This is a genomic window from Wohlfahrtiimonas larvae, assembly GCF_002006755.1.
Classification (GTDB): Bacteria; Pseudomonadota; Gammaproteobacteria; order Cardiobacteriales; family Wohlfahrtiimonadaceae; genus Wohlfahrtiimonas; species Wohlfahrtiimonas larvae.
The window spans coordinates 1-17,284 of sequence record NZ_MVDO01000218.1 but is presented as its reverse complement, the minus strand read 5'-3'; the positions used below and the strand labels follow the sequence as shown (position 1 = coordinate 17,284).

Here is a 17,284-nt window from a genome sequence, read left to right as displayed (position 1 = left end):
TCAGATCAGTTCAGCTGGCTGTATGAATGTTCACGCATTCATACAGTCGCCATCTTTATTTAAAACCTAGGGGCTACAGGCCATTCAACTTCTAATGGCCATCCTTTTTGCTTTGTAACTTTCTTCAGATCAATCGAATAATCTTCTAATGCTTCAAGCATTGCTAAGTCATCTTCATCAGCACGATTACGATCACGCATACGCTCATAAACTTTGATCTCAGATTCTGTGCGCTCAGATTCAGATGCAAGAAATGCAATGTTTTCTTTTTCTTTTTGCAGATCAATCTCAATTTGAGATGGTGGAGGATTTGCAATTGCTTGCGCTTCTTCGATTGTGATTTCAATCCAATCTTCTTTAATAAAAGATTCCCAATTTTCAGACGTTGTATCTAAACCAAATGTATTATTTTGACTATCTTTAAAATGTTTTGTATTCATTATCTTAATTCCCAAAAATTACTGAGCGCAACATCATAATAATATGTAGATTCAGGCGGAATAATGACTGCTGTTGCAGTCGCCGTTTGAGCACCATTTGAAAAATATGCAACGATTTGATCATCAACATAAAAATATCCGCCTGACTGATTATTTGTTTTATATAAGCTAGCAAAAATCGGCTTGCCTGTTGTATTTGTATATTTTGTCTTTCTAACTCTTTCAGACATTACATCATAATATTTTTGATTAAAGCCAATCATTGCATCTGTTACAGCTTTCTGTGTCATCGCACCATCTATTGCTTGGCCAATTGTGCCATATAGTTTTGTAGCAGCAGGTACGCCTAAAAGAGATTTTACCTGAGCAACAGTCATCAGCTTATAAGCAGTCGTTGTATTACCTACCACAAAATTGTTAGCTGCAGGGTTTGGTACTTGATCAGCTTTTTTCTTTGCTCCTTTTGCCTCAGCATCAGCATTCTCAGCAGTTGTTTGAGCAAGTACCGCTTTACGATTAACATCATTCACCATCTTTGGTGTTGCAGCTTGCGTCGTATTATCGCTCAATGTAGATGATAAAGGTGGAATCTTCTTATTCACTTCGTTCACTAAAAACTGAGATGCTGCGAGGGTTTTTGATGTGCCTAAAACATCTGTCAACGTAACTTTGCCATCCGTCACCATTTTACTGATGGCTTTAAACAACTGATCATGCACACGATCATCAGGTTGAATGCCGTTTTTACTTAAAACAGTTTGGATCTCTTTCGTTGTTGCGGTGCTGCTTTTCATTAATGAGTTGAGAAAATTGGCTCGCACGATAGTGCCGAGAGTATTCGGGCCACCATCAATAAACTCACCACCCTCAACGGTTGGAATATCAATAATCATTAGGATTCCTCATTTAGATCTGAATAAAAAAATGTAATGTAGGTAAAGGCTGGCTTTAGGTCGTTGAGAATTGCTTCTAAGGCAGGGTCAGCATAAACACGTAAGCGGTCATTGGCATGGCTCATACCAGCTCTGAAGTAATAGATTTTCTCAAACTTGCTTTTGACATGAACACGCCAAACCCACAGTAAATCATCGCTACCTAAGCGATCACCTACGCGGTTAACGCCTGCTCGGAATATTTCATCTGCGCCTTCTGAGATGCTGATCTCATAGCCTGTTTTGGCTGCCAATCCGATAAAATACGGAATGCTTAAACCACCCACTTCAGCAAGTTTTTCTAGCACACGTTCCAATCGAGCTTGGTATAAATCGGCTTTATCAATGATTAAACCTAAAACTCGCTCCCAATCTTCTAGCAATTCACCTGCATAGAATGGTGTCACTGCATTTAGCACTTTGGTTGCGTGTGCTTGGACGGTATTGAGGGCATTAGCTTCAGCCAATAAACTGATTTTTAATTCTGCACCGTTGCGATCATAGGAAACAGGTGGCAGCAGCTTTGGCAATGCAATGCGATAATCCATCATAGCTCGCTCACTTTCAGTGTCCCCAATCTGAACCAAGTCATTTCTTTGTCAATTTCGACTGTTTGGTTGCTAGTTGGTGTAATGATTTTGCGATCAATCACGCCTACAATGTCACTGATTAAGGCTTCCACTCGTGAGAGAATAAACGATTCTCCAGGCGCTAAGCGCAAGAAATAATCAGATAAAACCGCTTGGATCTCTTTTTCAGCATCGGATAACACAATGCCTTGCACTGTGACTTTGACATCAAAATCAATAAAACTTGGTACAGGTGTTAGTACCAATGCTTCTTTAGCAGTCACTGAACGAATATCATCAATGTGATCTTGTGTGATTTTTACCAATTCAGCGGAGGGTAAATTGGCAGCGCTGGTGATGGCAATATCAACCGTTCCCAATCCACGGCGAAGCGGATAGACATAGGCATTGGTTACGCCAGGTACTTCTAAAGCCCAGTTTCTAAAATCGTATTTGTTACCGCCTGCTGGTGGTCTGCGCAGTCGTTCTAAATAACGATCTAACAACGATGCATCGGACTCTTGTGCTGTGCCACCCAACGCATTGAGGATAATACATTCAGTGCGACATCCGCTCGGTGCTGCTGTCAGCATCGATACTTGTTCTTTTTCTGTATTGAATCGAGTGCCTGTTTGATTGGCGATGATTTTAACCTCCACAAAGGTTTGCTTGGCTTCAATCGTTTTGGCTTCTGTAGTGCGATACTCTAAATCCCCCCATTTGATGATCAAATCCTCTTGGATGACAGAAAGCGGTTCACCAAAGATGCGCACCAACCCTGTGGATGTGGTTGCAGCTTTGCGATAAATATCAAGCGTGGCCGCATGCCATTCTAAAAATTCAGTGTCCGCAGTATCGCCAAAGATTTGGCGAGCAATCCATGATTGATGGGCATATTGACCCTCGCAACACGCAGCAACGCTAGATGCACGGATGTAATAATCTGAATCAATGGAGATATCAGCATCTGGCTTCATGGATTTAATATCACGCAGAATAGAATCTCTGATTTGCTCAAATTTTGGGGGATTAAATGCCATTTAACTGTCCTTTAAATCACGGATACCAAGTGTTTAAACACGCTCCTGACACCTCTGTTATCGATTACGATAATATTGAGAATCATTGCGCCATTGTGAGGTTGATCAGCTGTAATATCGATTTGTTTTGCACGGCCATCATCTAAAATGTGCTCAAGTGCCTCGTATGCATATTGTTCAGCGAGCAACCCAACACGGCTAACATCTTTCTCACGCTTTAGAGTGTGAAGGAGCGAGCCTAAACTTGGGTTCAAGCAATATGATCCAAGGGGTGTAATGAGCGAGATATACACTGCATTTTGCAATGTGTCGGTCATTTCGCCATTGGCTTCATAGTCGCCTGTATTTGGGTTTAATAGTCTGTCCATGTGGGCATTATGCACGGGCAACAAAAAAGCCTGCAGGTGCAGGCTTTCAGGATTTAATGTTAAGAATGGATTAATTAAAGATACAGATCGATGCGTGCGGCGAATACATGTAAGCCATTAACCACATTGGCAGGGATTGCAGTATTTAAACGATTAGGGTCTTGAAGATCTCGCTCAACGATCAATAGCTTTTGATTCGCTGCTACTTCTTCCAAAATTTCTAATTCTTCCATTTTGTAAAGCACATCCAAAATTTCACTGCGTACTTTGGGTGGTGTTTTATTGGAGAGCTTTTCACGGGGGAAACGGAGCGCAATGCGCTGATCCACTGCAGTACGGACATAATCCAATGTGCGAATGGTTGTGATGTCCAATAACGCAGGGTCATCCGTACCTGTGGCATTTTTGGTGTAAGTGCTAATCGCACGCAAGATTTGCACACGATTATTGACGATGGTTAAAGGCGTTAAGCCGTTATACAATGCATTGTTTTGCTCTGTGAACATCGGCCAATCATTTTCTGTTGTGATACCGAGGCCTTTAATCTCTAACGTATTGAGCGGTCGCGCTGGATCTTCTTCAAAAGCAATCACAGCACCATAGCCTGCAGCAATTATGCCATTAGTCACAGCCGCATTACGATACCATGCCATTGTTAAACGACCATCATTCAATTTAGCCGCTTGTGTTGTGCCTGTAGATAAAGAACCTTTCCATGCTGCCACACCAATTGCACCACGTTTTTCAATGGCATTACTGACGTTTTCAATGTGTTCACTCAACGATTGCAAGTTTGGATCATCGCTGAAAGGGGAAATAATGATGTGGTAATGCTTACCAGCCACTTCCGCCAAGGCTTTGACAATGTTCGGGTTGCCTTCGCCGTTCGCCATTGGATTGCTTGAAACAATTAGATCACGGCTTGTTGTACGAATTGAAATCGTGATTTCATTGCCAATTTCGCCAGCATGTTTTGCCGTTAATGTGATTTTATTGTCTGCTTTGGCTGCGATTACAGGGCTATCAGGATCACCATTCAATACCTCAACCAAACGATCCATAATGGATGCGGTTGCTTCTTTACTTGTGACTGAAACACGGTAATCTTCTACGCCAACATTAACAATCACTTGACCTGATGAGCCCGCAGCACCCGAAATTGTGAGATCACCCACAGCTTGAATGCCTGCCTCATCATCTTTTACGCCAATCACGGAGAAATCCATGTATTGATTATTGCGAATCGCTTGGCGTGTTAATAAATGCGCCCAAGAGCCTGCACCAAATAAGTTAGCAGCTTCATCATCACTAAACACTTGAACAGGTGTTAATGGTTCGATCGTGGCTGTTGGCAGTTGCTGTGCAATCAATAGCACTTTCTGTGGATTCGCTGGCAATGTGCGCACTGCAAGCTTGGTATTAAACTCAATGTAACGACCAGGCACACGAATAGAGCTTGGGATCGTTTCAAAGCTAATATTTGGACTAGCCATTCTTCACCTCATCTTTTTGCGCAGTTTTTTTAGTTGTTTTAACATCTACAACCTCAATGAGATCGCCAGCTTTGATCTGACGAAGATAATAAGCTGAAGCTTTCACTTCAACAGGTTCACTGCCAATGTATTGATTGGCCTTGTGTTCATATGGCACTCGAATGCCATTGTTTGCTTTAACTTTCAGCATTGTTGTCTCCTAATTTTGTGATAAAGGATACGGATTCTTCAGTTGGTTCAGTGTTTTGAACCTTGCCATAAATGGATAAAAGATCAGGGTATTCAGGGGATAAAGCGTTCCGTTTGAATTCGTTGAACCAATGATCAGGATGGTTAGGATCATCTGTTTCAATGGGGAATCTTCCATCTTCTAATTGACTAAATTCATCCAATAAAACTTCCCACTCCACTGCAAACACAGACAAAGCACCTTCCATTGTCATGGTGTGATTGTGCAATGTGCGGATGTTACGTGGCGTTAATCCCTTGTGAACGATGCCACCCAACGTTTGATTAGTGAGCAAATACTTCACTGCACGAATGAGTTGATAACTACCCACTTCATAAAGATCAGTACCACCCAATCGTTGGGCTTCTTCTGAGCGTACAGAGCGCACGGCAATCATGGTGATGAATTGATGAGTTTCTCTAAAGCGAGAACGCGCAGTGTTAGCAACCTCAATGCGACTTGAACCACCATAAGTGACCCAAATTGCAGGCAATACACGAATGGAATCAAAGACATTGTCATCCAATTCACCACCATAACTGCCAATGGATGCCACAATGTCGCCCAACCCTTCACGCAATCGCTCAACAATACGCGTTTCAACAGTTGCAATCATGAGATATCTCGACTAAATATTTTGTTTTTAGGATTAGAAAACATGATGGAATCATCATCCGTTTCCACGGCTTCGTTGTTATCATCCAAGCCCAATTGGATAGAACCATTCGCCACTTTTTCCAAGAAGCGAATGGCATCTTCATAACGGCGGCGAATCAGTTCAGTTTCCACCACAGCACCGCCACATAAGTAATAGCGTGCCATATCACAAGCAATGCGTTTTAATGCCTTGGGTACTGATTTCAATGGCAATGTATAGCGACTCAAATATGTATCAATGGTGCTATTGGCATCATCCAATGCGTTTTCCAACACAACGGGATCAATTTTGTTGCGGCGCACACGGTCAGATAATGCCATAGCTTCAATCTCACCATATTGCTTGATCAAATCCTGAACTGAGGCGTACATTACTCAACCTCACGCTTTTTCACTTCACCATGAATGATTAAGTGATTATCCGCCTTGATCGCTGCCAGCTCTTCATCACTCAAGTAATAAGTGGCTGTTTTGCGTGTGAATGTAAAACCTGCACGCATGCGAGATTCCAAACCAATCACAGTGGAAACATTTGCAATATTGTCACCCGTACCAAGATTATGATCTTCGGTGGCTTCATCCAATTCACCCATAATGATTGTGGATTGTTTGGCTTCCAATTCTGCATTTTTTGCTTCTAATGCTTCATTGACTTCATAAAGTGATACATTGGTCGCTTTCAACTGTGCATTTTCTTCTTTCAATTGAATGATCACTTCATCAGCTCCCATCAATAAATCCAATGCCATTTCGCCTTCGATGTCATTACCATCCTTATCTTTGGTCATAACTTTCACCATTTGACCTGGCACAACTTCAAAAGGACGTTGGTTTTCATCATAAAGGGCTTGAAGTTCTTCCAACTTTGCTTTTTTGTTGTATGGAACGCCCATTGCATCTAGTTTTTCTTGCAATTTCTGCACGGTTAATTGTTTATTTTCAGGCATGTTAGCTCCTTAAATGCACCCTAAAATTAGGGTGCTTCAAGTTCAAAGGATGGTTATTTTGGTACGTTGTTAAGCTTTGGAGATTCCAATACTTCCAACAAGTCATAGAGCGTGTTGTCTGTACCATCGATGAATTTAGATTTCAAAATCTTCGCAGCATCAAACTTCATCAATGATGGAATCACCAATAAATCAGGGGCAACACCTAAGTTTTCACCGCCATTGGCTTTCCAATTCGTCATTTCAACGTATGCTTTTTCGATGTTTTCAGCAGTCAATGGTTTTGTTGAACGGTATGCTTTACACCATAAGCCGTAGCCAACATTGCCGTAGTAGTCCGCACCAAACTTGATGACTTTTTCCATGAAGAAGGCTTCAGATTCATCTGTACGGCCATTGGTCATAAAGCGAACAGAAGTACGTGGTTGGAAAACAATGGGCTGAATGATGTCAGTTGTGTCTAACAAGAACCATGCCAATGCATCGGGATCATCTCCCTCATCATTATTGGATACTTTAGTGACAGCCCCCGTACCATCATTGTTTGCAAAGACAGGATGTTCTGTATCAAAGAAGTTCTGTCCGTCATAGCAAGTATTTAAATGACCACTTGCTAAAGCCAAGAAGGATAATTTTGCAGGATGGGATTCAATGGTTTGTCCCAATTTTTGGGCATTTAAATATTTACCTGCCAATTGATTGTTCATCACTTCCATTTCTGTCACTTGAACAGAAGCTTCCCATGATTTGTTATGAACCTCATACGCAAACATCTGAACATTACCCAATTTACGTGGGCCAACCCATTCATTCACGCCAGGCATTTCACCCAACCACTCATAAGTATTAGATGCTGAGTTAGACGGCACAGTCATCGTGAAGCGTTCATGTGATTTATCAACTTTCTTGTGCTCTTGACCCAACTGAAAGTTCATTTTGACATCTGTTTCGAGCTGCTTAATGCGCTCAGGTTTAATCACTGACATAGTCTTTTCCTTGATTGATTAATAAGTTCTTGGTTCATTTTTGCTAAACGGGCTTGATAATCTTCTAGCGAAATACCCATCTGACGTGCGCGTTCTGTCATGGCTTCAACATCTTCTGTGATGACAGTTGCACCTGTATGCACGTGCTGCTGTTGATTGAGCATCACAATCGGTGTTGCATTGGCCAAGTAATCAGATAAGCCCACTAAATCTTTTGCGCCATAGGTGAGTGCCCAGGCCTTTTGTGCTGGTGTTAATTTGCCATCCGTCAAAGCTGTTTCTACAATTGCAGTGACTTGCTTGTTTAAGTTATCTGCTTTGAGCGTAGCTACTTCTGTACGCATCTCTTCAAACATTGCAATCGGTACATATTCCGCAGGATTTGGATTACCTGGCGTTTGCACAGTGAGATATTCAACTTTATTCACCAATGAACGAATCGCACCAATCAATGCATCAGGCGCAATTTCATCGGCAATACCAAGCACCTTTTTAACTTCTGACATGAAGGTTTCTTTGGTGATTGGCACAGCAGGCACTGCAATCGTGACATCAGATGATGGTTCAGGTGGAATTTCGCTTAATGCGACAACGCCCATCATGCCGTCAATCGCTGGTGTGTTGGTTAAAGCGACGCTGAATAGTTCAACCACTTCACCTGCAGCATTTGTTCTGAATGTTGGTGAAATATAGCGATATTCTTTTTGATGAATGTGATCACTTGCAGTTTGTGTCCAATCGACAGGCGTTGCGAACAATCCTTCACCTTCAATGAACTCCATATTTTTAAACCAACCTGCAGCGATTACTTTCTGCCCATTGGTTGCGGCATGTAAGGATTGATGTTCGTAATCAATCAAATAATCATCTTTGCGTGCTTGTGCTGCTGCGATGATTTTATCTGCTGCTTCTTTGGTTAATTCCCAGCCATTTGGATTACGGCCATCTTTGGCATAAAATTTGCCTGCAGGGAAAATCTGAATGCGACCACCTGTATCTTGCGATGCAAGTACAGTGGTCAATGCAACTAAGCCTAAACCTGCTACTGCTATTGAACGTTTCATACTGTCCTCTCGATGTGTGAAATAAGGACAGTATCTAGTAGGGAGGAGGTTAAATAATGTTGCAGGGCTTCAGGGTAATAATCATATATTTTGAAATGTGAGTTTAACTATGATCTAAAACCTTGTTTAAAACCGTTTAAAATGCGTTTAAAAATGGCGATAATGATTTTCTGCACTCATTATTCATCTACGAAACAAATAAGCTCACTGTGGCGCTTAAATTTAAGATTGATTTGTTAAGTGTTCATCCGTGTGATGATGAATCTCATCCCAACCATAATCTGTAATCATCAAAAACTCTCGTTTATCTATTTTTGATCCTGGATGATTGACTGATTTAGCAAATCGACCACCAAAGCGCAGAGCTTTTTTATTTTTGGGTCTAATCACATGTGGACGAGTTTTACCGCCTTTATTATGAATACCTGCATAAACTACATTTGTCCCTGCACCTGCAATATCTGCTGTATTAAACTCACGAAATGAATCACGCAAGTGACCTGTTAAGGTTAAAGGCACACCACCACGAGCGACAGGCAACCAAGCTGGTCGTCCGCCATAACGAAAATTATCTGTGACTTCATTCAATACAACAATAGATAATTTCTTCATTAATGGGCTACGGTTTTTACATTGGTTGAGCAACTGCTCAATGCCTGGATTGTATAATGGCACATTGATATCAACTTCCATTTTCACTCCTTGACGACTGTCTAGTTTTTAATCATAATAAATACACCTTAAAGAGAAACACGGTGAATCTCCCTGCCGTAGGACTTACTAAGACGTTTTGCTTAGTATGATTCAGTGTAGATGTTGGGAGCTCTACCTCTTTAAGGTTTTTTTATGACTGTGTATTTCTTCAAATCACTCTTCAGTGTTTTTTCATCAATGTAATGGGACGATTCTAAAAATATCTCATCATTGGATGACACCTTCACAACTGAACGAATCCAACCGCTCACAGTTTGCTTAATGAAATAGTATCGATTTCTACCTTCCAAAATGTAATCAGGCTGAGAAACAATGCCAGGCAACTGTGTATAAAATGCTACATTGATCTTTGCATCACCCAAGCGACTATTGAACTGTTTGACAATTGTGTCATCACTTAACCATACTGTTCGTTTGGGAATAGGTAGATTGTGTGTGATAACACCAGCTGAAAAATAAAGGTTATGTCGAGCCTTTCTTCTGATAGAGACCAATACATCATCTTTAAATTTCTGCTTGCTATCTAAACGAGCTTTTTTACGTTCACGTTTATATTCACGTTCTAAGCGCTGATACTGAAGGTTGAATTCAGGGCTTGCCATATCTCGCTCACAAAACTGATTAGCCAGGACAGGATCATAATCATCTAAATCAGGTCGGTAGCCGTGTCGTGCGCTATTATATTCAAAGCCTTTATCAGGTCTGACTTCTATGCCATCGCGCTCCACATAAGGATCACCATCGTCATCACGCTCAACCTTGGTCACTTCATCAATCTCAATGCCACGCTTTTTAATGTAGTAATCACTACGACTGATCACAATACAACGGCAGTTATAACCAAGCGGAGGATAATAGGATTGCCAAAAAGGATCATCAATGCGCTTAACTGTACCACTCAATGCCAAATGACTTGGACGCGTTGCAGCATCGCCCACAGCCACCAATTCAAGATATGGAAAATCAATCGCATTATCCATTTGGGATTGATAGCGTGATGCATGAAAAGCAGATGATGTGTTGGTATTGAAGATCGTTTTTAAACGATAAGGCTTGATGACTTCGCCACCATCAGGATTAAAGAATTCGCCATTACTTAACCAACCACGTTTTTGCGCTCTGATTTCTAAACGATCACGCCATGCTTCAAAAGGCTCGCCTTGTCGCATGGATTCATCCATGCTTTTTTTCATATCAGACAAAAGCCCAAGATGATTGATATTGGCAACCGTAAAAGCTCTAGCATGGGCAGATTCACCCAATTCTTTAAAGCGATTGGCAGGAACAACCTGCTTATTGCTTAAATAATCAATGGCACGATCATTGGGTAGATTGAGTGCAAAGCCTAAGTCAACGCTATTATTGCTCATTGCTAATGATCCCTGCGATGTCCGATACCAATAAAGCCTGGCCCATTGCTTCAGTAAATTGATCTGCTTTTAATCCTGGCATTAATTCATATAGCTTTGCTTGTGCTTCTTCATAGCTATTTGTGGCTTTCAGTGCTTTTACAACATCCAACACAGTATTTTCATAGCTCATTAAATAGCGATCAGGCAATTGATCCACAGCAGTTGCTAGTTCATGCTCAACTGTCAATGCTTTCTTAACTGCAGCATCATTGGTTTGCTCGATTGCCTGAGATAATGAAACAGTCTGACAACCACAATTGGGGGAATGAGTATGCTGCTGATTGAGCCCAAATAAACCACCTATTTTACGCTTCAGTAATTCATCACCTTTTTGTGGCTTGCTGAATCCTGTTCTGTCGTAAAAATCATCCACTGTGATGTCCGCAAAATCCACAGCCTGACCAATCACGCTAACAATGCTTGCTAAATCCTCAGCTTCTTTGGTATCAAATTCAAAATAAGGCAAACGGCTCGCATCAATATCAGAGAAGTTGAAGTGTAGTAATGGATAAATTAACTGTGCAGTTAATGTTTGTGCCAATTGTTTTGCGTCACTGACCATCAGATCTCGACGGACTTCATTGTGAACATTACCCAATGCTTGGCTACCTGTATTATCAGCCTGAGCTGTTAATACTTGACCCACAATTACCTTAGATTGTGCTTTCTCACAATATGAAATCATCGCCATATATGGATCATGTGAGCCATCAGCAGCATTGTGTAATTCAATGGACATATTATCAGGCATAACACCTGCAGCATTGTGGCCTAAGCTTGCCACAGCATTCAATAATACACGGCGTGCTTCTTTACCTGTACCTTCGGGGTATTTACCAATTCGTACAGGCAAGCCATAAATTTCTAAGAACTCTGCTAAATCTTGCACGGAATAGTGCTTGAGTACAAACGTCCAAACCAATACACGGAATAAACCTGCACGAGCCAACGAGCCTGATTTAGTACGGTGCTTATGAATGATCCAATGATGTGGCCATAAAGCTTCGCCATCCATTTCACCTTGGCGCAGCAGTTTTAATTCATCTGTTTTTTTATCTAACTTAAAGCCTGATTGTGGCTTCCATGTGATCGTTTTGGGTAAGTATTCATTGTTCACTTGCTGCCATTCGATGGCGAGTGCTGAAAAGCCATGCCCGATGCCATCGAGAGCATCAAACATCACATCCTCAAATTGTGTGAAATCCGTTAAAGCTGTATGAACCCATTCGGTGAGCTGCTTTTCTCGTGGTGTTGCATCTCGTGGTGCTTTGACTGTCCAGTCCAAAGTTAATACAGCACTTTTGCGCTTTTGCATCTCAGAGAAGATGTGCGGGTCTTGCTCTTCAATCTCATAAAAGAGTGCATGCATGGCGCTGATGTCGCCTTCATCGGCGGACTTTAATAGCTCAGCAATCTTGCGTGGTGAGATATTGCGAACATTACCATCATAATAGGTTGCAGCAACATCGATATCATCCGCTTGGGTTTTGCCCAAGTGAACGCCTTTTAAACTTTCTTTCAATGCAACATAAACACCGTTTAAACGCTGTTTAGCTGTCTCTAAAATACCCATAAAAAAACCCCAATTTTGACATTGGGGTTAGGGTAATATTTTTAGCAACCTATTCATAGGTGCTGGGTTTCAGGTTATTTTATTCTTCTTCAAGAAGCCGATCTACAATACTATTATTCAAGTTTTGGATTTCAATAAAGTTATATATGAAATATGCTATAGAATATGACATTAATAACAATGAACATACTGATACATTAAAATCTATTTCTACAATATGTATATTAGTAAACTCGATATTAAGACTATAAACTGTTATCAGATTCTTAAAAATATTAGTTAAAATAAAACTGATGGATGATAAGACAAATAACCAAATAAATGAATTTCGTACGTTTGCAATATTAGAGCGAATATCTCTTAAATATGATTTATTTTTTATCCCCTGAAGGTTAAAACTACTTATCAAACCTAACCCTATAGAAAACATGATTCCATTAATTGTAAAAATTGTAGATAAAAGAAACTGCATATCTGTTTTCATCCAGATAGACAAAATTAATGATAAAACAGCTATAGTTATCATCAATATGCAGATTTTTTTCTTAGTCATTTTTTAGCTCATTTAAAAATTTACTCATTTCTTGTTTCAATGCTTCTTCTATAATTTTACCAGATGAAGTCACACTGACAGTTATAATTTTTTTCTTAGGAATATCCTGACCTTTAATAGCACTTCCTTTTTTAGGCTGAATAACTATCCCGTTTAAATCTGATATAGGTTTAATCACTGCCCCCATCATTTTTTCATACTCTTCTTTACTCATATCTTTTGGTTTACTCCATTTCACTATTAAGTTAGCCTCAATGATTCTATCCAAATCCATATCATCTAAGCTTTTAGTGCCACCTAAGATATTCTTTAACCAATCTTGAGCAATATCTTTCATGTTAAAACTTTTGGTTTTCACTGAATCTGAATTATCAGAGACAATTGATCTAGAATATGAATCATTAAAAGACACATTTTTAATATCTTGAAGCGGAATATCTTTAGGAATATTAATCATTGGTGTTAATTCAAATAAATCATTATCTAATAACCACGCCAAATAAGTCTGTAGATCTTTAATCGTTTTATTGCCTCTTAAATTAGTAACTAAATGATTATTATCAATAACAAAGAAATAATTCTCTTTGCATATATCAGGGATATTCTTTTCACTTTGTAATTTTTCAACATCGTCCATAGAAAATTTATTTTTTTCTAATAGTGTGCTAGGAATATGCTGAGCATCTTCGCCAGGTATTATTCTCAACATTGTGCAGAAAAAACTCTGAGGATTACCCGTTTCATGATAATTAGATATTAGATCTTTTTCATTATTTGGATCATCTTGACTAAGAACTAAGCATCTTTCGGATGATTTTATTGATTGCTCTAATTTTTCTTTTAAGGTACTAAAAACATTCATACTAGTATTTAATTTATTAGATTGATTTATTTTGAATGCTCTTAAAGTTACATTTTTTGGCTTTGTCATATTATCTCATCTACACGTAATAAATACTCAACATAATACCAAGTACAACATAAATGTAGAGCATTATCTTTTACTAAACGAATAATTATCATCATCCATATCAATCTTGTGATTGCTGGATAATGGGGTGAATTCGTATGGTTGTGAGCGAGTGACGGCAAGCGTCCAGAGCATGTGGAGCGCATCAGGGCCATCGTCATGATCAGCTTTTGGGAAGTGTTTCAATTGGCTGATCAAAGTTTGATGTTTTGGGCTAAACAGAATCAAGCCATTATTCACATGGGGTTGTAAGCTCTCAATCCTTAGCAATTTATCACTGTGAGGCGTGACGGCTTGCGCTGGCACAGGTGCACCTGTTTTGGCTGAACGCTTCACTAATTCAGTGCGTAAAAACTCTTGGAACTGCACAGATTCCACTGACCACAAGATGCAACGATACTGCTTTTGATACATGATCACATCTTCAATGATGCGATCAGGCAGGCGCTTTTTAATGTCTGCTTCGATGATATAAAGCTTGCCATTTTCACGATCAAAGCCACCAATCAAAATGGCACTAGGATCTCGGCTTGCGCCTTGTTTGCCTAAGCTTGGATCAAGCGCACCAAAATAAATCAAATGCGGTGGCAATGAATGATAATACTGAATGGCATTGGTAAAGGGTGCATCTTCACCTGATACAGGATCATTTTGATATTCCGAATCAAATGCACCATGCCCATCACGCAAGCGGATTTTCATCAAATCATGCAAAGTACGCGCAGCCCAACTGACCACAGAGCCTTTTGTCATGCGTGTTTCATTGGCAGTATAAAACGCATAAGCAGCAGCTTCGCCTTCGTTGCGATAGATGGCTTCCCATTCATCCCACAGGCTCATATTATCAGGCCATTCGAGGATGGCTTTAAAGTGTGCAGTCTTCCACAATGGATTACGCAATGTACGGCTTAATACGCTGTCATAATGCAGAATGGTACCGATGTAGATAAAGTCGATCTTACCACCAGCTTCACCGAGTGGCATGATGGTTTTAGTGAGCCAGCGTTCCAATTTATCACGCTGATCAGGGTTGCTGACTTGCTCATCATTCTCAATATCATCCAATACAACCAAATCAGGACGATAAGGACCATGACGTAAACCACGGAGTTTTTTGCCTGAACCTGCCACTTGTATTTTAATGCTATTGCGCGTCACAATGGTTTGCGCCTGCCACACACGACCTTTACCTGAGATTTCAGGAAAGTCACATTTCATGCGTGGGTTAAATTCCAATTCAGCTTTGATGGCTTCTAGCATTGGGTAAGCCTGATCAATACTATCCATCACGATTAACGCATAATGCTTTTGTTCTGTCACGATGCACCAAATCACAAACAACTGACTCACCAATGTGGATTTAGCTTCACCACGGGGCGCAGCAATCGCCAATTGTTCGGTCACAGGTGAGCGTACAACTTCAGGCAAGGCTGAGAATAAAAACTTATGCAGCTCTGATTCCGCAGGGTGCTTGATATAATGGGGAAAGTAATTTTTTAAGAAATAGCGAAAGCCTGTGACGGGATCACAGACCAATTTTCTACGCTTGGCACTTTCAATGGGGTCAGGGTCAAAACCCAAACATTCCGCTTCAATCGTTTGGCGGAGTGTTTCGGCTAATTCAGAGATGGATTGTAAAAAGTCTTTACGTTTCATGATTGACCACCATATTTTTCTTCAATGTGCGCACCAAATTCAGGCAAGATTTCCACAAATAGTGGCAATGCATTTTTATGCTTCGTTTGAATGTATTCGCTCAATTCTTGAATCACTTCCATTGCTGTCACCAACTCAGACACTTCGGGCAATAGCTTTTTAGATGCGCTGGTCACTTTGTGTAAGCTATCCGTCACGCTTGCAATGGCTTTGGCTGCATCAATGGGGGAAAGTTTTTCATCATTATTTAAGCGATCAATCGTGGAACGAATCAACACCATTAAACCTGTGATGCCTGCACGCGCTGCGTTATCTGCACCACCACCTGAGATTAAATGCGCATCCCTTAAACGATCCCAATCATCGCCTTTGTCGCGTGCTTGCTTTGCCCAGCGCCGAACGGTTTGCACAGGGATATCCGTGAATTGCGCCACTTGTTCAAATGACAAACATTCAAAGACATAAGCGCTGCGAACCTTTTGACGATCTTCTGCTGTATATGCCACATTCACATCCCCAATTTTGTGCGGATCACTGTCACAACCGCGGCCACAATACCGCCTGAAATTGCGCCTGCTGTTGCACCCGAAATCACTGCTTTGCGTTCCACTTGTTCAAAACGATGATCCAACTTATCCATCTTTTGATTTAGCTGCTTTAATAATTCTAGGGCTTGTTCATTGTCATTCATGTCTTTCATTTATCTGCCTTTTGATCTAATTTATCGTTAATTTTGTCCATCTTATTGGATAGGCTATTGAGGGAAGCCATGATCTGATCTTGTGTGCGATTCAATTCAGACTTTGGCAAATAAGTGACTTTGATGTCCGTGATCGACTGATTGGTCTGTGATTTAAATTCATCAAAGGCTTTGCGATCCGTATCAATGCGTGCATAAAGATGCTTGATGGTTAGCCCAAGCAACCCAGCCACCAAACTCATTGCGATGTTAAATGCCATTTCAATTGTCATGGTTCACCTCACACACTAAATCCATCCATTCATTACGAAGGTAGGCTTCACGAATTTTTTGTTCACTATCAATTTTGGGATTAACCTTTTGATAGGGTGGGTTGGCACACAATGCGAGATTAGGATTCATCCACTTGACCTCGTTTGCGCATCCGCTCAAGAAGCTCATCAATATCGCTACTAAAAGCTTCTTCTTTAATGATTTGATATTTTTTAACATCTTGTTGCATCCTTTCAAAACCGAGAATGAGATCATCACGCTCTTGTTTAGCTTTGTTTAAATCCTGTTTTAAACGGACATTACGGCGCGTTAAAACAAAGGTTAAACCACAGAAAACCAGCATAATGATGGGCAGTGCATTAGTCATTTTGACCTCGCTTACGTGTAGCAAATCCTTTTGTCGCTGGTGTTGCAACTGCAATACTTGTGAGTGCAATCACCATCACCTCAAGCACATCGCTTTTTAAAAAGAGACCAATAAAAAAGCCAACGATCAGCGCAATCAACGCTATGATCTGGATAAAGTTAGTGGTGCTATAGCGACCATCATCATTCGATAGAATTTCTTTTAGGATTTTCATTATTCACCTTTGAGATTAGCTACCTCCTTTACAAGAGATAGCTTAATAATTTAATGATTTTCAAATGTGGATTTAACTGCCATCATTGTTGCTTGCTCAATACCTGTAATTGCAATGGCTTTACGTC

24 protein-coding genes are annotated in these 17,284 nt (G+C 40.5%); all 24 read right to left on the bottom strand.

The annotated features are described in order from the left end of the window. Positions 1–59: 59 nt before the first annotated feature. Positions 60–440: a phage tail assembly chaperone gene (locus BZK14_RS11410; protein WP_077926601.1), complete on the bottom strand. Its 381-nt coding sequence runs from the start codon at positions 438–440 to the stop codon at positions 60–62. Then, positions 440–1,333: a hypothetical protein gene (locus BZK14_RS11405; protein ID WP_077926600.1), complete on the bottom strand. Its 894-nt coding sequence runs from the start codon at positions 1,331–1,333 to the stop codon at positions 440–442. The genes BZK14_RS11410 and BZK14_RS11405 overlap by 1 nt, the downstream gene beginning before the upstream one ends. After that, on the bottom strand, positions 1,333–1,923 hold the full coding sequence (locus tag BZK14_RS11400) for a YmfQ family protein (protein WP_245831338.1): 591 nt from the start codon (positions 1,921–1,923) through the stop codon (positions 1,333–1,335). The genes BZK14_RS11405 and BZK14_RS11400 overlap by 1 nt, the downstream gene beginning before the upstream one ends. Continuing rightward, positions 1,920–2,981, bottom strand: a complete 1,062-nt coding sequence (locus BZK14_RS11395; RefSeq protein WP_077926599.1) for a baseplate J/gp47 family protein — start codon at positions 2,979–2,981, stop codon at positions 1,920–1,922. Before BZK14_RS11395 ends, BZK14_RS11400 begins: the two co-directional genes overlap by 4 nt. Before the next feature lie 11 nt (positions 2,982–2,992). Further along, complete coding sequence (locus BZK14_RS11390; protein ID WP_077926598.1) at positions 2,993–3,349, bottom strand: phage GP46 family protein; 357 nt, start codon at positions 3,347–3,349, stop codon at positions 2,993–2,995. Positions 3,350–3,423: 74 nt separating this feature from the next. Beyond that, positions 3,424–4,842, bottom strand: coding sequence for a phage tail sheath subtilisin-like domain-containing protein (locus BZK14_RS11385; RefSeq protein WP_077926597.1), 1,419 nt, complete (start codon positions 4,840–4,842; stop codon positions 3,424–3,426). Then, positions 4,835–5,032, bottom strand: a complete 198-nt coding sequence (locus tag BZK14_RS11380) for a DUF2635 domain-containing protein (RefSeq protein ID WP_077926596.1) — start codon at positions 5,030–5,032, stop codon at positions 4,835–4,837. The genes BZK14_RS11385 and BZK14_RS11380 overlap by 8 nt, the downstream gene beginning before the upstream one ends. Then, a complete protein-coding gene (locus BZK14_RS11375; RefSeq protein WP_077926595.1) occupies positions 5,019–5,687 on the bottom strand; it encodes a phage protein Gp37 in 669 nt (222 codons plus the stop codon). Before BZK14_RS11375 ends, BZK14_RS11380 begins: the two co-directional genes overlap by 14 nt. Beyond that, a complete protein-coding gene (locus BZK14_RS11370) occupies positions 5,684–6,100 on the bottom strand; it encodes a gp436 family protein (RefSeq protein WP_077926594.1) in 417 nt (138 codons plus the stop codon). The genes BZK14_RS11375 and BZK14_RS11370 overlap by 4 nt, the downstream gene beginning before the upstream one ends. Next, entirely contained in the window at positions 6,100–6,675 is a 576-nt protein-coding gene (locus BZK14_RS11365) for a hypothetical protein (RefSeq protein WP_077926593.1), read from the bottom strand. Before BZK14_RS11365 ends, BZK14_RS11370 begins: the two co-directional genes overlap by 1 nt. A gap of 53 nt (positions 6,676–6,728) precedes the next feature. Next, positions 6,729–7,661: a Mu-like prophage major head subunit gpT family protein gene (locus BZK14_RS11360; RefSeq protein WP_077926592.1), complete on the bottom strand. Its 933-nt coding sequence runs from the start codon at positions 7,659–7,661 to the stop codon at positions 6,729–6,731. Next, the gene (locus BZK14_RS11355; protein ID WP_077926591.1) at positions 7,652–8,725 is read right to left on the bottom strand and encodes a phage protease; all 1,074 of its coding nucleotides are present in this window, start codon (positions 8,723–8,725) and stop codon (positions 7,652–7,654) included. The genes BZK14_RS11360 and BZK14_RS11355 overlap by 10 nt, the downstream gene beginning before the upstream one ends. 222 nt (positions 8,726–8,947) lie before the next feature. Beyond that, positions 8,948–9,418, bottom strand: a complete 471-nt coding sequence (locus BZK14_RS11350; RefSeq protein WP_245831336.1) for a phage virion morphogenesis family protein — start codon at positions 9,416–9,418, stop codon at positions 8,948–8,950. A gap of 140 nt (positions 9,419–9,558) precedes the next feature. Then, on the bottom strand, positions 9,559–10,809 hold the full coding sequence (locus tag BZK14_RS11345; protein WP_077926589.1) for a phage head morphogenesis protein: 1,251 nt from the start codon (positions 10,807–10,809) through the stop codon (positions 9,559–9,561). Beyond that, positions 10,799–12,424, bottom strand: coding sequence for a DUF935 domain-containing protein (locus BZK14_RS11340; protein ID WP_077926588.1), 1,626 nt, complete (start codon positions 12,422–12,424; stop codon positions 10,799–10,801). Before BZK14_RS11340 ends, BZK14_RS11345 begins: the two co-directional genes overlap by 11 nt. A 79-nt stretch (positions 12,425–12,503) precedes the next feature. Further along, complete coding sequence (locus BZK14_RS11335; RefSeq protein ID WP_077926587.1) at positions 12,504–12,977, bottom strand: hypothetical protein; 474 nt, start codon at positions 12,975–12,977, stop codon at positions 12,504–12,506. Further along, positions 12,970–13,908, bottom strand: a complete 939-nt coding sequence (locus BZK14_RS11330; RefSeq protein WP_077926586.1) for a hypothetical protein — start codon at positions 13,906–13,908, stop codon at positions 12,970–12,972. Before BZK14_RS11330 ends, BZK14_RS11335 begins: the two co-directional genes overlap by 8 nt. A gap of 63 nt (positions 13,909–13,971) precedes the next feature. Further along, on the bottom strand, positions 13,972–15,603 hold the full coding sequence (gene terL, locus BZK14_RS11325) for a phage terminase large subunit (RefSeq protein WP_077926585.1): 1,632 nt from the start codon (positions 15,601–15,603) through the stop codon (positions 13,972–13,974). Continuing rightward, positions 15,600–16,109 carry a DUF1804 family protein gene (locus BZK14_RS11320; RefSeq protein WP_171973716.1) on the bottom strand — a complete coding sequence of 170 codons (510 nt, stop codon included), beginning with the start codon at positions 16,107–16,109 and terminating at the stop codon, positions 15,600–15,602. Before BZK14_RS11320 ends, terL begins: the two co-directional genes overlap by 4 nt. Positions 16,110–16,111: 2 nt before the next feature. Beyond that, entirely contained in the window at positions 16,112–16,303 is a 192-nt protein-coding gene (locus tag BZK14_RS11315; protein WP_077926583.1) for a hypothetical protein, read from the bottom strand. Beyond that, entirely contained in the window at positions 16,300–16,575 is a 276-nt protein-coding gene (locus BZK14_RS11310; RefSeq protein ID WP_077926582.1) for a hypothetical protein, read from the bottom strand. Before BZK14_RS11310 ends, BZK14_RS11315 begins: the two co-directional genes overlap by 4 nt. After that, complete coding sequence (locus tag BZK14_RS13380; RefSeq protein ID WP_171973715.1) at positions 16,565–16,705, bottom strand: hypothetical protein; 141 nt, start codon at positions 16,703–16,705, stop codon at positions 16,565–16,567. The genes BZK14_RS11310 and BZK14_RS13380 overlap by 11 nt, the downstream gene beginning before the upstream one ends. Further along, positions 16,695–16,943 (bottom strand): hypothetical protein, encoded by a 249-nt coding sequence (locus BZK14_RS11305; RefSeq protein ID WP_077926581.1) that lies wholly within the window; start codon positions 16,941–16,943, stop codon positions 16,695–16,697. The genes BZK14_RS13380 and BZK14_RS11305 overlap by 11 nt, the downstream gene beginning before the upstream one ends. Then, on the bottom strand, positions 16,936–17,157 hold the full coding sequence (locus BZK14_RS11300) for a DUF2644 domain-containing protein (protein ID WP_077926580.1): 222 nt from the start codon (positions 17,155–17,157) through the stop codon (positions 16,936–16,938). The genes BZK14_RS11305 and BZK14_RS11300 overlap by 8 nt, the downstream gene beginning before the upstream one ends. Between the last annotated feature and the right edge of the window lie 127 nt (positions 17,158–17,284).

What these genes read in the sequence shown, in the direction of transcription:
- BZK14_RS11410 (WP_077926601.1), bottom strand. Translation starts at nt 440, where the DNA reads ATGAATACAAAACATTTTAAAGATAGTCAAAATAATACATTTGGTTTA.
- BZK14_RS11405 (WP_077926600.1), bottom strand. Translation starts at nt 1,333, where the DNA reads ATGATTATTGATATTCCAACCGTTGAGGGTGGTGAGTTTATTGATGGT.
- BZK14_RS11400 (WP_245831338.1), bottom strand. Translation starts at nt 1,923, where the DNA reads ATGATGGATTATCGCATTGCATTGCCAAAGCTGCTGCCACCTGTTTCC.
- BZK14_RS11395 (WP_077926599.1), bottom strand. Translation starts at nt 2,981, where the DNA reads ATGGCATTTAATCCCCCAAAATTTGAGCAAATCAGAGATTCTATTCTG.
- BZK14_RS11390 (WP_077926598.1), bottom strand. Translation starts at nt 3,349, where the DNA reads ATGGACAGACTATTAAACCCAAATACAGGCGACTATGAAGCCAATGGC.
- BZK14_RS11385 (WP_077926597.1), bottom strand. Translation starts at nt 4,842, where the DNA reads ATGGCTAGTCCAAATATTAGCTTTGAAACGATCCCAAGCTCTATTCGT.
- BZK14_RS11380 (WP_077926596.1), bottom strand. Translation starts at nt 5,032, where the DNA reads ATGCTGAAAGTTAAAGCAAACAATGGCATTCGAGTGCCATATGAACAC.
- BZK14_RS11375 (WP_077926595.1), bottom strand. Translation starts at nt 5,687, where the DNA reads ATGATTGCAACTGTTGAAACGCGTATTGTTGAGCGATTGCGTGAAGGG.
- BZK14_RS11370 (WP_077926594.1), bottom strand. Translation starts at nt 6,100, where the DNA reads ATGTACGCCTCAGTTCAGGATTTGATCAAGCAATATGGTGAGATTGAA.
- BZK14_RS11365 (WP_077926593.1), bottom strand. Translation starts at nt 6,675, where the DNA reads ATGCCTGAAAATAAACAATTAACCGTGCAGAAATTGCAAGAAAAACTA.
- BZK14_RS11360 (WP_077926592.1), bottom strand. Translation starts at nt 7,661, where the DNA reads ATGTCAGTGATTAAACCTGAGCGCATTAAGCAGCTCGAAACAGATGTC.
- BZK14_RS11355 (WP_077926591.1), bottom strand. Translation starts at nt 8,725, where the DNA reads ATGAAACGTTCAATAGCAGTAGCAGGTTTAGGCTTAGTTGCATTGACC.
- BZK14_RS11350 (WP_245831336.1), bottom strand. Translation starts at nt 9,418, where the DNA reads ATGGAAGTTGATATCAATGTGCCATTATACAATCCAGGCATTGAGCAG.
- BZK14_RS11345 (WP_077926589.1), bottom strand. Translation starts at nt 10,809, where the DNA reads ATGAGCAATAATAGCGTTGACTTAGGCTTTGCACTCAATCTACCCAAT.
- BZK14_RS11340 (WP_077926588.1), bottom strand. Translation starts at nt 12,424, where the DNA reads ATGGGTATTTTAGAGACAGCTAAACAGCGTTTAAACGGTGTTTATGTT.
- BZK14_RS11335 (WP_077926587.1), bottom strand. Translation starts at nt 12,977, where the DNA reads ATGACTAAGAAAAAAATCTGCATATTGATGATAACTATAGCTGTTTTA.
- BZK14_RS11330 (WP_077926586.1), bottom strand. Translation starts at nt 13,908, where the DNA reads ATGACAAAGCCAAAAAATGTAACTTTAAGAGCATTCAAAATAAATCAA.
- terL (WP_077926585.1), bottom strand. Translation starts at nt 15,603, where the DNA reads ATGAAACGTAAAGACTTTTTACAATCCATCTCTGAATTAGCCGAAACA.
- BZK14_RS11315 (WP_077926583.1), bottom strand. Translation starts at nt 16,303, where the DNA reads ATGAAAGACATGAATGACAATGAACAAGCCCTAGAATTATTAAAGCAG.
- BZK14_RS11310 (WP_077926582.1), bottom strand. Translation starts at nt 16,575, where the DNA reads ATGACAATTGAAATGGCATTTAACATCGCAATGAGTTTGGTGGCTGGG.
- BZK14_RS13380 (WP_171973715.1), bottom strand. Translation starts at nt 16,705, where the DNA reads ATGAATCCTAATCTCGCATTGTGTGCCAACCCACCCTATCAAAAGGTT.
- BZK14_RS11305 (WP_077926581.1), bottom strand. Translation starts at nt 16,943, where the DNA reads ATGACTAATGCACTGCCCATCATTATGCTGGTTTTCTGTGGTTTAACC.
- BZK14_RS11300 (WP_077926580.1), bottom strand. Translation starts at nt 17,157, where the DNA reads ATGAAAATCCTAAAAGAAATTCTATCGAATGATGATGGTCGCTATAGC.